The sequence below is a fragment of the Myxococcus dinghuensis genome (genome assembly GCF_024198235.1).
Lineage (GTDB): Bacteria > Myxococcota > Myxococcia > Myxococcales > Myxococcaceae > Myxococcus > Myxococcus dinghuensis.
Genome location: NZ_JAKCFB010000001.1, coordinates 501,548 through 515,018 on the forward strand (window position 1 = coordinate 501,548; position 13,471 = coordinate 515,018).

A 13,471-nucleotide genomic window follows, 5' to 3' on the forward strand; every position below is an offset into this window, starting at 1 on the left:
CGCCCCGGTGCGGGCTCAGGGGTTGAGCAGGGAGTTGCCGGTCCCGGACCTGCCCAGGGTGGCGCCGCGCGCCTGGGCGAGCTCGTAGCCCGCGTTCTGGAGGGCGAGTCGCGCGGCGTAGGTGTCGCTGCGGCCCGCGGCGTCTCGAGCGAGGTTGAGCTGGGCGCGGGCGCGGTCGGCGTGGACGATGACGCTGCCCTGACCGTACTGCGCGGCGCTGTCGCGGATGTTGGCGAAGGCGCTGTCGGCGATATCGAGCGCGTTGTCGACGTCGTCCTCCCCCTGCTGGAGCGCGGCATCCGCGGCGAGCATCCATTCGCCGGCGGCCTGGAGGTCGGAGAGTCGGCCCTGCCGGGCGGTCTCCGTCTCTGCGGCGCGTTCGCCGAAGGTGTCGACCTGTTGCTGGGTGGCTTGCGAGTACTGGTCGAGCTGCTCGTTCCGGGCCTTCTGCTCCGCCTCCATCTGCTCCACCTGGGTGCGCAGCCGTTTCAGTTCGGCCTCTTGTTGAGAGGTGGTGTCGCCCGTCGCGGCGGGCTCGGCGCCGCCGAAGCCCACGTTGGCGTTCGTGCTCGTCGTGGAGGCGGAGCCGGCCCCCCCCGTGCCATTCCCGTTCTCCGGCGTGGAGGTGTTTCCGCTCGGGGCCGCGGAGGTGCCCGCGTTCCCCGTGTCGTTCGGAGACGTGGAGGACGCCGGCTGCTGCGTCGACCCCGAGCCACCCGTGCCATTGGTGTCCGAGGACGGTGCACTCTGCTGAGACGCCCCCGAGCCGCCGGTGGCACTCGTATCCGAGGACGGAGCGCCCTGCTGAGTCGACCCCGAGCCGCCGGTGGCACTCGTATCCGAGGACGGAGCACTCTGCTGAGACGCCCCCGAGCCGCCTGTGCCACTCATGTCCGAGGACGAAGCGCCCTGCGGTGCCGCCCCCGACCCGCCGGTGCCGTTCGTGTCGTACGGTGCGGAGGGCGAACCGCTCGTGTCCGAGGGTGAAGCGCTCTGCTGAGTCGACCCTGCGCTGCCCGTGTCGTTAGTATCCGAGGACGAAGCGCCTTGTTGTGAGGTGCCCGCGCCACCGACGCTGGTCTGATCGGCGGACGTGCTGTTCGATGTGCCGGTGCCGTCGGTGTTGCCCTGGTCGTTCGACGTGCCGTACTGCGCGCCTCCGCCCGTTCCGGCAGCGGGGGCAGGGGTGCCCGCGGGAGGTCCCTGTTGCGCCGCGCTGATGTCGTCCGTCTCCCCGGTGTCCGAGTCGCTGGGGGGAACGTCCGGATAACCCTCCGCCGGGCCCTCGGCTTCGGAGGTCGCGGCGTAGGGAGACGTGTAGCCGGAGGCCGTCTCGTCACCCGTGCCGGTCTCGGCTGGAGACGGGTACGAGTTCGAAGTGGGGTAGGCCTCGGTCGGGAGCGGCTGTTGCCCCGTCCCCGCGTACCCTCCGCCTCCAGTCGCCTCCTCGGAGCCCTGCGCCGAGCGGGCCTCGTTCGCCGAGGGAATGGGCGAATAGACGGGGTAGGTCTCCTCGACGGCGACATCGCCGGAGCTGGCGGGGGCATCACCGTTCGGGAGCACCGGGGTGATGTTGTAGTAGGGGCCGCCGGCGTAGGGGGCGGCGGATTCGCCTCCCTGGAGCGTGTAGTTGGGCGGCAGCCAGGCGCCTTCCGCCTCCTCGGCGGCCTGCTGGTTCGCGTTGCGAAGCGCTGTCGCCGCCGGGTCGCGATTGTTCGGATCCAGCGGCGAGGGATAGGTCGTCTGCCCCGAGACCTGTCCGAGGCTCAAACCAGCGGCGAGGGCAATCCACGGTGACATGTCGCAAGGGTGTTCACTCCTGGATTCTCCGGCACCTCGCAGCGCGGGATGGCGCTCGACGGGCTGCTCGGGGGCCAGCCCGTCCCCGGGCGCTCGATCTCCCCGAACGCGACGAGGCCGCGCCCCCCGAGAGGGAAGCGCGGCCCCATGCGATGCATCCACTTCCGCGGCGTCAGATGGCGATGCGAAGTCCCGCGCCCAGCTCGAACGTCGGCACCGACAACGAGTACCCCGGAATCGTCAGGTTGTCGTTGATCCGCCGCTCCGGTACGGAGAAGCCACCGAAGCGGAACTCGCCGCCCTCGTGTCCGTAGTGCACGGCGCCGTACGCCTCGACGGTGAGATAGCTCAGCACCCGGTGCGTCATGTTGAGCCGGGTGATGTACGACTTGTCCGAGAGGTTCGAGAGGGTGAAGACGTTGAAGCTCGTCCGCTCGAGCGAGCCCGGTCGGTCGAGGAAGAGATACAGCGCGCCATAGTGGCGCCCCGCGTACAGCGGCTGGAACGCGTTCTGGTAGAGCAGGAACGGATAGCCGATGGCGCTGGTGTAGCCCGTCGAGTTGTAGAAGTACTCGAGCCCCAGCACCGCGACGTCGTTCTCCCCATACTTCAGGCTGTAGCTGACGCCACCGGTGACCTGCGGCGTGAGCCCCGAGGGGAAGTACTCCTCCACCTGGGCCGGCTCCGTGATGATGTCATCGACGGTGGCGCCCTCCGGGAGCCGGTACAGCGGGCTGTCGGTGCTGTTCTTGAGCGCGAGCTCGCCGTAGACGTCCACCGGCCCGAGCGCCGACGACAGGTCGAAGCCGAAGCGCGGCTTGCGGTCGCGCTGGGCCACGGCGCTGAGGCCCAGCTCCGCGGGGCCCAGGACGACCTCCGCGCGCAGGGCTCCGCCGATGCGGCCGAGGCTGTTGACGGGCTTCTCCGCCGGAGCGTTCGTGGGATTGCCCGCGTTGTCGATGAGCGCGCCCGAGTCCGAGCTCAGCTCGTCCAGCACGGCGATGGCGTAGACGTTCCATCCCCGGGCCTCCCAGGGGACGTGGGCCTTCACCATGTAGACGCCCGTGCGCAGGTCCACGAAGGCGAGCGGGTTGCGCCGCTGGGGAGACAGGAAGTCGGTCGGGTTCCAGATCTGCCCCGTGCCCCACTTCACGTGCTGCTTGCCCACCGTGAGGAAGACGGTCCGGTCGATGTCGAAGCGCAGCCAGGCCTGGTCCAGCAGGACGCGCGGGTTGGCGGTGGCGGGCAGGCCCGCGGCCGTCACGCCTGCGGAGGAGATGGTCGGGTCGTAGCTGAGCCGGCCCACCACGAACCCCCGGAGGCGGTCGGTGGGGCGCGCGTCGAAGTAGCCGTCCACCAGGGTGGGGGCCGCGAAGTTGGTGTCGCCGAAGGACGAGTCCCGCGTCGCCGCCGCGTAGCCGCGCAGGTAGAACTGGCCGCCGATCTTCAGCGGGTCATCCACCGCCTCCTCGGAGTCGAAGGCGCTGCGGGTCATCGGCCCGGACAGGGCCTCCGTGTCGCGGTCCCCGGGCTCGGGTGGGGGCACGACCAGCGCGGGCTGCTGCCGCGCGGCCTCTCCCGCCGCGTGGGCGTCCGCGCCCTTCGCCTCGTCGCCCCCGAAGAGGTCCTCTTCGCTGGGGCGGTTCGGCGCGGCCGGCTCGCCCTGGGAGGGCTCCGCGGAGGAGGGCGTGTCCCCCTGCGCGGGCTTCTCGTCGCCTCCACCGAAGAGGGCGTCCTCGTCCGGGCGCGCGGCCTGCGCGAGCGTGGGCGGGGCGACGAGGGCCGCGGCCAGCGCCGCGGCCAACGTGAGGGTGCGGGGGGTCATCGACTCTTGCTCTCGAGCCAGGCCTTCGTGAAGAGGTTCGCCTCGAGCGGACGCAGGTCCACCGACTTGATGAGGATGATGGTGGAGTTGGCCTTCTCCACCTCGTCGTAGATGCGGATCTCCTCGGGGAACCAGACGTCGGCCTTCTTGGACTCACTGAAGATCTTCTTCCAGCGCGGGTAGAGGGCGGTGCGCATGAGCCGGCCGGACAGCGCATAGTCCTCGCGCTTGAGGATGTTGCTCGAGTCCTTGTCCACCCAGAGCTTCACCACCGGGTAGGCCACGTCCATGCCGTCCTTCGCCTTGAGCGTCATGCGGTGGGCCGTGTACTTGCCCAGCTTCCCCTCGCCGTCGTAGCTGGGGGTGAACTCCTCGGCCAGGCGGGACTCGTCGAAGTCGGCGCGCCGGCTGTCGGTGCCGGCGATGCGCTCGCGCTCCGTGCGTCGCTCCCACTTGCCCACGTTGGGGTCGTAGCTCCAGAGGTTCTTGTCCAGCCGGAGGTAGCCCTTGCCGGCCTCCGTCTTGGGCTTGCTGAAGAGGATCATCAGCTTGTCGTCCGCGTCGCGCCGGTACACGAACGCCTCGCGCACGTTGTCCGTCTTGTCCTTCTCCTTCTGCTCCAGGTAGACGAGCGCCTTGTAGTCGCCGCCATTGCGCTGCCGGTCGTCGATGGTCGCCAGCAGCTCCGTCATGGCCGCCGGCTCCAGCGCCAGCGCGGCGGGAGCGGACAGCAGGGCCGTGGTCAGCACCGCGGCGGACAGCAGGGTCTTCAGACTCATGTGGGTCATCCGATGTGGTGCATCGCCGTCACGGGCTTGAGGCGCGCGGCGAGGAAGGAGGGAATCAACGAGATGAGCGTCGTGCAGCCGGTGATGAACACCATGGCTCCGATGACCGAGCCCGCGTTCACCGCCAGGTTCAGCTTGTCCGACATGATGAAGACCGCCACCACGTCCGGCATGGTCACGTTGGCGGCGTTGACCCCCAGGCACACCCCGAGCCCCACCGTCGCCCCGGCCAGCGTGCCCAGCGCGCCCAGCGTCATGGCCTCGAAGAGGAACATCAGGAGCACCCGCCGGCGCTGCATCCCGATGGCGCGCAGCGTGCCGATCTCCCGCGTGCGCTCCCGGATGGCGATCCACAGCGTGTTCATGATGCCCACGCCGATGATGACCAGCAGCACGAAGATGAGCACGCCCGTCAGGCTGTTGAGCGCCGTCAGCGTCCAACTGATGAAGGAGATCTCGTCCTCCCAGTTGGTGATGTCGAGCTTCTGACCCGTCCAGCCCTCGCGGTTGACGACCTCGAACTTGAACCAGAAGGCCCGGGGGTCGTTGTCCATGAGGATGTGGCCGGCCTTCTCCAGGCTCTGTCGCAGCCGCGCCTGGACGTGCGGCACCTGGCTCAGGTCCTTGAGGTAGACGAGGATGGCGCCCGTCGTGTCGTCGCGAAGCTGGTACAGCGAGCGCAGCGTCGCCGCGTGCAGGAAGACGTTGAAGTCACTCATCATCCCCACGTTGGCGGCGATGGCGCCCACGGTCACGTCCACGGTGTTGCTGGTGCCGCGCATGGTGGGCGCGACGATGGTGAGGGTGTCGCCCACCTTGACGCCCAGCTTCTTGGCCTGCTTCTCGAAGATGAGCAGGGTGCCCGGTCGGGAGAGGGCGTCCAGGGAGCCCTCCTTCACCATGACCACGCGCCGGAAGCCCGGCTCGTTCTGGACGTCGATGCCGCCGACGCCCACCTGCATGGCGGCGGTGTCGCTCACCAGCTTCGCCCAGCCACGGCCGCGCTGGACGACGTAGTCCAGCTCCGGGACGTCCTGGCGGATCTGCTCGATGATCTTCGGGTAGCCCGTCACCACCGGCGCGGCCTGCCCGGCGGTGACCTTGTAGAAGCCGGCCACGTTGACGTGCCCGGTGGCGAGCGTGGTGGCGGAGCGGAGCATGGACTCCTTCATCCCGGTGGACAGCCCCATCAGGATGACGAGCAGCGTGGTGACGCCCGCGATGGCGCCGCCGAGCAGCAGCGTGCGACGCCGGTGGGTGCCGAGGTTTCGGAATGCGATGAGGAAGAGCTGGAACATGGCTCACTCGTCCGTCTGCATCGCCTGGAGGGGCGAGACCCGGGTCGCGAGGAACGCGGGATAGAGGGTGGAGATGGCGGAGACCACGAGGACGATGACGAACGCGGCAAGCAGGTTGCCGGCGCTCAGGGTGGGGTGCAGCCGGGGACCGGAGAAGAAGAAGTACAGCGCCTCGTTGCCCGCGGGGATGCCGGCGCTGTTGAGGACCGCCATGATGCCGCTGCCCAGCAGCGCGCCGCCGGCGCCGAAGACGAGCCCCAGCACCACGGTCTCCACCAGCACCATGCTCAGCACGAAGGAGCGCTGCGCGCCGATGGCCCGCATCGTCCCCACCTCGCGCACCCGCTGGAGCGTGGCCATCATCATCGCGTTGTTGATGATGACGATCGCCACCACGAAGATGATGAAGACGGCGAAGTACAGCACCATCTTCGCCAGCAGCACGAACTGCCCCATGAAGCCCGCGGCCGTCTGCCACGACACCACGCGCAGCTTCATCCCCGCGTCCGTGCCGGCCTGCTTCAGCTCCTGCAGCGTCTGCTGGAGCTTCTCCGGGTCCTTGAGGATGACGGCCGCGCTGAGCGCGACGCCCTTCTCGATTTCATCCTGCGAATAGACGCGGGCGGCCAGGTCCTCCCGCCGCAGCGCGCCCATGCCGCCCTCGAAGGGCTTCGAGTCCTCGATGAGGCCTGGGGTGGCGTCCGCCACCAGCGTGTTGCCGCTGCCCTCGCCGAACAAGGACTCCTCCGCGTCCGCCCGAGACACCTCGCGCAGCCCGCTGCCCTTCTGCAGGTCGGCGATCTCCGCCTTCCTGTCCGCGGTGAGGTAGCCGTACAGGTCGCGGAAGGACATCAGGTCCATCAGGTTGATGAGGCCCGCCATGGCGGACTTCTCCAGGCCCTTGAACTGATAGGTGCCGTAGACCCGCATGTTGACGCTCTGCACGTAGCCGGAGCGGGTGAACGCGGTGATGGTGATGGGGTCCCCCATGCGCAGCCGGTACAGCTCCAAGAGCGGCGCCAGGTCCTGGTAGAAGCGCTGGTAGCGCTCGTCGAAGTTCTCGTCGGTGGTGGTGAAGAACGCCGACAGGAGCTTCTCCAGGGAGGCCTCCTGGCTGCCCAGGGCCTTCTGCAGCCGCTCGGTGGCGATGCGCGCCTTGATGGGGTCGAGCTGGAAGAGGATCTCCCGCGTCTGGGTCTGGTTCTCCTTCACCCAGCGCTGCAACTGCGGATCCTCGGCGATGAGCTTGTGGTTGACGTCGCGCTCCTGCTTGATGTTGTCCAGGCGCAGCGCGGACTTCAGCTTGAGGAAGTTCTCGTAGAAGAACTTGGACATCAGCATGCCGCGCTTGCCCTGCGGGACGCGCTGCCCGTCGACGATCTCCATCCGGTCGAAGGACTTCTGGAACGCGTCCAGGTCCGTGCCCACGTAGCGCAGGTCCAGCAGGTCGCCGTCCGGGAGCTGCGGGGCGATGCGGTTCTCCAGGAACTCCAGCGAGCCGAACGGGTCCTGCTCGAAGCCGTTCCAGAACGCGTCCGAGCGGGCGCGGGCCAGGGCCTCGGTCTCCTGTGGGTCCACCGCCGCGTCGCTGAGCAGCTCCCGGCTCTTGTCCTTCTGCTGCTCCATCAGCGCCACCATCTGCTGCACGTGCGCCTTGACGCTGTCGATGCCCTCGCGCAGCGCGGGGGACTCGCCCTTCTGCGCGCGCTGCTTGTACAGGTCGCGCAGCCGGGCGAGCGTCAGGTCCACCGTGTTGCCGGAGGTGATCATCGCGCCGCTGGTGCCCATGGGCACCACCGTCTTCACGTTGGGGTGCTTCTCCAGCACGGGCTTCAGGCGGCTGAAGTCGTCCAGCACCGTGAGGTCCGGCTCGCCGCTCCAGTCGCCGTAGAGGCTGAGGTTGTCCTTGGACTCGTCCGAATAGACCTGGAGGTGGCCGGCGACGCTGCCGATGATGCTGCGGCTCATGGCGTCGTCCATGCTGTCGAGCAGCGCGCCGCCCACCACGACCAGCAGGGTGCCGAAGAAGATGATGCCGCCGATGAGGAGGTTGATCTTGCTGGTGAACAGGTTGCGGAACGCCACCTGCATCAACAACCGGAGGTGACCGCCCATGTCAGTGCGCCTCCGCGCCCGCCGCCATGGCGCGCGTGGCCTCGGCGGGGGTGAGCCGGTCGAGGATCTTCCCGTCCGCCAGCCGCACCACCGCGTTGGCGTGGTTCATCACCTTCGCGTCGTGGGTGGAGAAGATGAAGGTCGTGCCCTCCTTCTGGTTGAGCTCCTTCATCAGGTCGATGATGTTCTGGCCCGTCACCGAGTCCAGGTTGGCCGTGGGCTCGTCCGCCAGCACCAACTGGGGGCGGGTGACGAGCGCGCGCGCCACGGCCACGCGCTGGCGCTGGCCACCGGACAGCTCGTTGGGGCGGTGCTTCGCGTGGTGGGCGAGCCCCACCTGCTCCAGCAGCTGCATCACCCGCTCGCGCCGCTGGACCTTGTCCAGCTTGCGCTGCAGCAGCAGCGGGAACTCCACGTTCTGGAAGACGCTGAGCACCGACACCAGGTTGAAGCTCTGGAAGATGAAGCCGATGGTGTGCAGCCGCAGGTTCGTCAACTGCCGCTCGCTGAGCTGCTTGGTGTCCTGGCCCGCCACGCGCACCACGCCGGCGGTGGCGGTGTCCACGCAGCCGATGAGGTTGAGCAGCGTCGTCTTGCCGCTGCCGGACGGGCCCGCGATGGAGATGAACTCGCCCGGGTGGACCTGCAGGTCCACCCCTCGCAGCGCCGGGACCACCACCTTGCCCAGGGTGTAGTCCTTGGTCACCTGGGAGATGGAGACGATGGGGGACTGCGCGACTCCGGAATTCATGCGGAACGTCCTTTCGACGCCTTGGGGGTGCGGGGTGTGGGGCGGGCGCCGCGCGTGGCGCGCCACCGTTCGGCGATCCCAGCCATCTCGGCCAGGTAGAAGTCACAGAAGTCCGCGGCGTCGCGAAGGTGCCGCTTGTTCGCCATCTGCGGGGCGGACATGGCCTCCTGGCACACGCGGACGAACGCCTTGACGCTCTCCTCCGCGGTGCGCAGCCGGCTCTCCCAGCCATCCGTGTTGACGACGTAGTAGTGCTGCCGGTCGCCGGGGATGCTCGCGGGCTCCACCAACCCGATGGCCATGCTGGCGCGGATGTTGGTGGACACCGAGGCGGGGCTCACCTTGAGCATGCGCGCGATGGTCTGAAGCGACAGCGGCTCGTCCGCCAGCATCAACAGCGCGTGGATGCGCCCGCCGATGCGCGTGCTGCCCTGTCGCTCGAAGTACAGCCCCATCGACTCGATGAAGCGCTGCTCGGCGACGCCCAGGTCCTTCATTCACGGCCTCCGTGTCGTCCGCCCGGCCGCCGGCGTTCGTGTCGCGGCGGGCCCGGTGGGGCGCGGGGTCGTTTAGTTCGTTCATTTCATTCAGTCAATGCTGAATGGAGTGAACGTAGGGTGACGGACGGCGGCGCCGCGGGAGGGTGGGCGCGTGGACGAAAGGGAAGGGCCCGCGACCTGGAGGCCGCGGGCCCTGGTGCCCCCTGGGGAGGCCGGATGTCCGTCATGGACGTGGGTGCCCGGGGAACGTCAGTACGTGTTGTCCGGGTTGGTGCTCTTGTCGCTGCCAGAGCTGTTGGTGGACGAGTCCTTGCTCTTGTCCATGCCGGAGCCGCCGGTGCCCTGGTCATCCGGGCTGCCCGTGGTCCCGGTGCCCTGGTTGATGGAGGAGTCCGGCGACATCACGTCCGTGCCCGCGCCGCCCGTGCCGGAGAGCGAGATGCTCTTGGCCATGTTCTTGGTCTCGCGGACCTCGAAGCTGGCGCGGATCTCCTGGCCCTCCTTGAGGTCCTTGGCCTTCTTGAGGTTCGGGTCGGTGAACTGTGTGGTCCGGTCGATGTCGAGCGGCACCACCGCGCCCTGCGCGTCCTGCACGAAGACCTTGCTCGTCTCCGTCTTGACGACCTTGCCGCTCAGCTCCTTCTGTCCCATGGAGGACGAGCCCATCATGGAGCCGGAGCCGGAGCCGCCCATGGAGGAGCTGTCGTGTTGCATGCTCCCGCTCCCGGACGTGCCGGAGCCACCCTGCGCGGACGTGTCCTGCTGGGTCTTGGTCTTGTCATCCGCCAGGGCCGCGCCGGACCCCAGGATCGCCATCGCCGCGAAAACCCCAACCAGCTTCTTCATGGGAGAATCTCCTGTGTGAGTGCGACGGAGGGGTGTGCGTGGTTCGTGGTTCCCCCCGCTGACCCACAAGCTAGGTGCGACCCGGGCAGCGGCCAGGGCTTGCACCACCAGGCCGCCACGTGCCCGTTCCCTCCCCTGCCGGTGGGGCCGGGGGGACGGTCGCCCCGGGGGAGGGGAGCAGGCGGCTTGATGGTTGCCGGGCTTTCCCCTACCGTCCGGAATACAAGCGCCCAGCGGCCCAGGCCGCCGCTGGCCCGACAGGAGCTGTCTTCCGCGATGCCCCCGCCCCCCAAGTCGCCCCCGCCCGCACAGGAGCTGCCGGCGCTCTCGTACCCCGCCATCGAGTCCCTGCTCGAGGGGACGCCGACGGAGGACATCCGGGCCCTCTTCTCCCCCGTGAAGGACGGGCTCTCCGTCCTCAAGGGCCCCAAGGTCGAACTGGGCAAGAAGGTCCAGGCCGCCGTCGGCCACGTGGAGGAGCTCCTGGAGGTGTTGGTGGAGACCCGGGAGCGGCTGATCGCGGAGGCGAAGGGGCCCAAGGGTCGGAAATGACGGGTTTTTCCCGGCCCACCCCGATTTTTTCGCGATCCGGGAGGCAACTGTCGCGAGGGTGGGTCGATAATGGGGGAGTGGGCACCGGGATCATCCGGGAGCCCTGTCAATTTCCCCGCTGAAAGCAGCGCCTGGAGGATGCAATGGCGAAGATCGACAACATGATGGGCCCCAACATCCGGCTCTCGACCCACGTCACGACGGCGCGCCAGACCCCGCAGACGGGCTTTGGCGCCCGGCTCCAGAACGGCATCAGCAGCGCCGCGAGCGCGCTGGGCACGGGCGTGGGCGCGGTGGCCGGCATGACGCCCGCCAGCGGCATCGTCTCCGCGGCGGTCTCCTCCATGCACACCCTGGGCGGCGCGACGGGCTCGGGCAGCGCGCCGTACGCGGGCGTGATGAGCACCGCGGTGGGCGTGGGCGGCACGTCCGTCGGCGCCTCGGTGGGCGGCGCGGCGACGGGCCTCTCCGGCGTGGTGGGTGGCGTGAGCGTCGGCAGCGCCGGCGGCGTGGGCGGCAACGTGACGGTCAACAACAGCACCACGGACACCGTCAACGGCAACTTCTCGCTGAACAAGATGGCCGAGGAGAACTCCAAGCTGCTCAACCTGCAGGCGGCCATCCAGCAGGAGTCGCAGACCTTCACGGCCATCTCCAACGTGATGAAGGCCCGTGCGGACAGCATCAAGAACTCCATCAGCAACGTCCGCTAAGCTGTCGTAGCGAGGCGGACCCGGACCCGGCGGAGGTGGGAGCGGCGCCGCTCCCGTCCACCGCCGGGTGGGGAAAGGAAGAGCGAGGTCCATGTCGGAGAGCGTCTCGGAGATTTCGAACAGCCTGGTCCCCCTCGGGCGCCAGCAGGCCATGGTGTTGCTGGAGGCCGGCTACCTGTGGCTGGACATGGGACGGTTCGACAAGGCGAAGGAGATCTTCTCCGGCGCCGCGGCGCTGATGCCCAAGAGCGAGGTCCCGCAGCTGGGGCTGGGCGCGGTGGAGTTCGCGCAGGGGCGTCACGACAAGGCGTTGCAGGCATATCGTTCCGCGCAGCGGCTGGCGCCGAACGCGGCCCTGCCCCGGGCGCACGTGGGCGAGGCACTATTGTTCCTGGGCAAGGTCCCGGAGGCTCTCAAGGAGCTCAAGGCCGCCCTGGAGTTGGAGCCCGATGGCGATGGGGCACGTCTCGCACAGGCGCTCATCCAGGCGAAGGAGGCAGGGGTGCTGCCTCCCGCGAAGAAGTAGGAGCAGGAGGGAGGGTAGGCCGATGGCTGTCGGTGGCGTTGGACGCGGCGGAGGAAAGGGGCGGGCGGGTGGTGCCAAGGGCGCCGCGCCGGCGGGACCCACGGGCGGAGCCGCATTCGGCGCCCGGGTCGATCGCGCCGAGTCCCTCGTCGGGCCGTCGGGGCTGGTCGGCTCCAGCAACGTCCAGGGCCCGCAGGCCGCGGACCCCGTCGCCGCCCAGGCGAAGGCCATTGCCCGGCAGTTGAAGAACGGAGGCTTCAAGAACAAGGAGGAGGCGACCAAGGCGCTCGTCGCCGAAGTCCTGAAGGAGAAGCTGCGCATGAAGTCCGCGGCCCTGACGCACCGGATCGCGGATGCCCTGCAGGAAGATCCCCGGTTGAACCAGGTTCTCGAGCGGCTGTGGTCCAAGGCCGAGTGAGCGGCACTTGCCTCTGGGTGAAGACAGGACGGCCATCCTCAGCAAGTACGGCCCCTACGTGCGGTCGCTGGCGGCGACCGTGCGCAAGCAGTTCAACGCCCAGCTCGAGCTGGACGAGCTGGTGTCGTACGGCCAGATAGGACTGCTGGAGGCCGCGGAGCGCTTCGACCCCAAGGTGGGCGCCAACTTCCTCACCTTCGCCCACTACCGCATCAAGGGCGCCATCTTCGACGGCTTGCGGAAGATGGGCATCCTGCGGGGTTCGGACGCCCGCAACGCGTTCGTGGGGGAGCGGGCGGCGGCGTATCTGGGGAATCTGTCGGATCGCGAGTCGGGCTCAAGCAACCGCGGCAGCTCATTCGACGATGATGTCAGTGACATCTCGGATGCGGTCCAGGGTCTGGCGATGGTGTTCGCCTCGAGCCTGGAGGGGGCGGACAGCGCGGGGTATACCGACGAGTCCCTGCCGGTGGATGTCCGGCTGGAGCTGGAGCAGCTGAAGACGCGGGTGCGGGCGGCGATCGAGAAGCTCCCGGAGAAGGAGCGCAAGCTGCTCCAGGGGTACTACTTCCAGGGCAGGACGCTGGAAGAGGCGGGGGCGGAAATCGGGCAGTCGAAGAGCTGGGCGTCGCGGCTGCATGCGCGGGCCATCGATCGGCTCAAGGAACTCTTGAACGAGGAGGAGGAACTCCCTCCGACCTCGACGGATGCAAGGAGGCTGTCACATGGCGGGTCCGATGGCGGGCATCTCCGCGGCGCAGGTGGCGCAGCAAAAGCTGCAGGATCAGGGCGTCCAGCAGACGAACAAGGCGGGCGCGTCGAAGTTCGACGGAGTTCTCGCTGACAAGGCGCAGGGCGCAGGTCAGGTCGACGCCGCCCAGGGCGTGAACAAGGCCCAGGCCACGCAGCGCACGGACGCCGTGCGCCAGGTGGAGACCGTCAACAAGGCGGAGAAGGCGGGCCTGAACAAGGTCAGCGCCGCCGCCTCCCAGCCCGTGACGGCGAAGGCCGCCGAGCCCGTGGCCGCGAAGACGGAGCTGAACAAGTCCAGCAAGGCCACGGACATGATGTCCGCGGTGGTCGGCGACCTGGAGAAGGGCGCCGGCAACCTGGAGAAGATCATCGCCCAGGCCTCCAGCGGCAAGCAGTTCACCAACGCCGAGCTGCTGTCGCTCCAGGCGTCCATGTATCAGTACACCCAGCAGTTGGACCTGACGAGCAAGGTGGTGGAGAAGGCCACCACCGGCCTGAAGGACGTCGTCAAGACGCAGGTCTGATTGCAGTCCACCGTCCCCGGTGGCGCTTGACGAAGGGCGGCTCCTCCTGGTTGGAGGGGGCG

Annotated in this window: 14 protein-coding genes; 6 read left to right on the forward strand and 8 right to left on the reverse strand. The window is 68.7% G+C overall.

Annotated features, from left to right (window positions below; all coding sequences use genetic code 11):
• Positions 1-15: 15 nt before the first annotated feature.
• The 8 genes from LZ198_RS01775 to LZ198_RS01810 form a co-directional block, all read right to left on the reverse strand.
• Entirely contained in the window at positions 16-1,800 is a 1,785-nt protein-coding gene (locus LZ198_RS01775) for a serine-rich family protein (protein WP_253970080.1), read from the reverse strand.
• Positions 1,801-1,972: 172 nt separating this feature from the next.
• Complete coding sequence (locus LZ198_RS01780; RefSeq protein ID WP_253970081.1) at positions 1,973-3,625, reverse strand: hypothetical protein; 1,653 nt, start codon at positions 3,623-3,625, stop codon at positions 1,973-1,975.
• Positions 3,622-4,404, reverse strand: a complete 783-nt coding sequence (locus LZ198_RS01785; RefSeq protein WP_253970082.1) for an outer membrane lipoprotein-sorting protein — start codon at positions 4,402-4,404, stop codon at positions 3,622-3,624. Before LZ198_RS01785 ends, LZ198_RS01780 begins: the two co-directional genes overlap by 4 nt.
• 5 nt (positions 4,405-4,409) lie before the next feature.
• Entirely contained in the window at positions 4,410-5,711 is a 1,302-nt protein-coding gene (locus LZ198_RS01790; RefSeq protein WP_253970083.1) for an ABC transporter permease, read from the reverse strand.
• A 3-nt stretch (positions 5,712-5,714) separates the two neighbouring features.
• Positions 5,715-7,826, reverse strand: coding sequence for an ABC transporter permease (locus LZ198_RS01795; protein WP_253970084.1), 2,112 nt, complete (start codon positions 7,824-7,826; stop codon positions 5,715-5,717).
• A 1-nt stretch (position 7,827) separates the two neighbouring features.
• Positions 7,828-8,577 carry an ABC transporter ATP-binding protein gene (locus LZ198_RS01800; RefSeq protein WP_253970085.1) on the reverse strand — a complete coding sequence of 250 codons (750 nt, stop codon included), beginning with the start codon at positions 8,575-8,577 and terminating at the stop codon, positions 7,828-7,830.
• On the reverse strand, positions 8,574-9,074 hold the full coding sequence (locus tag LZ198_RS01805; RefSeq protein WP_253970086.1) for a GbsR/MarR family transcriptional regulator: 501 nt from the start codon (positions 9,072-9,074) through the stop codon (positions 8,574-8,576). Before LZ198_RS01805 ends, LZ198_RS01800 begins: the two co-directional genes overlap by 4 nt.
• 252 nt (positions 9,075-9,326) lie before the next feature.
• The gene (locus LZ198_RS01810; protein WP_253970087.1) at positions 9,327-9,923 is read right to left on the reverse strand and encodes a hypothetical protein; all 597 of its coding nucleotides are present in this window, start codon (positions 9,921-9,923) and stop codon (positions 9,327-9,329) included.
• A gap of 276 nt (positions 9,924-10,199) precedes the next feature.
• On the opposite strand from LZ198_RS01810, the gene LZ198_RS01815 reads away from it, so the two are divergent.
• From LZ198_RS01815 to LZ198_RS01840, 6 genes are all read left to right on the forward strand, one after another.
• Entirely contained in the window at positions 10,200-10,475 is a 276-nt protein-coding gene (locus tag LZ198_RS01815) for a hypothetical protein (RefSeq protein ID WP_253970088.1), read from the forward strand.
• A 143-nt stretch (positions 10,476-10,618) separates the two neighbouring features.
• Positions 10,619-11,188 (forward strand): hypothetical protein, encoded by a 570-nt coding sequence (locus LZ198_RS01820; RefSeq protein ID WP_253970089.1) that lies wholly within the window; start codon positions 10,619-10,621, stop codon positions 11,186-11,188.
• A 91-nt stretch (positions 11,189-11,279) separates the two neighbouring features.
• The gene (locus LZ198_RS01825) at positions 11,280-11,714 is read left to right on the forward strand and encodes a tetratricopeptide repeat protein (protein ID WP_253970090.1); all 435 of its coding nucleotides are present in this window, start codon (positions 11,280-11,282) and stop codon (positions 11,712-11,714) included.
• Between the two features lie 22 nt (positions 11,715-11,736).
• Positions 11,737-12,132 (forward strand): hypothetical protein, encoded by a 396-nt coding sequence (locus LZ198_RS01830; protein ID WP_253970091.1) that lies wholly within the window; start codon positions 11,737-11,739, stop codon positions 12,130-12,132.
• 7 nt (positions 12,133-12,139) lie between these two features.
• Entirely contained in the window at positions 12,140-12,976 is an 837-nt protein-coding gene (locus LZ198_RS01835) for a sigma-70 family RNA polymerase sigma factor (RefSeq protein ID WP_253970092.1), read from the forward strand.
• Positions 12,858-13,409 (forward strand): ATP-dependent helicase HrpB, encoded by a 552-nt coding sequence (locus LZ198_RS01840; RefSeq protein WP_253970093.1) that lies wholly within the window; start codon positions 12,858-12,860, stop codon positions 13,407-13,409. Before LZ198_RS01835 ends, LZ198_RS01840 begins: the two co-directional genes overlap by 119 nt.
• Positions 13,410-13,471 lie beyond the last annotated feature (62 nt).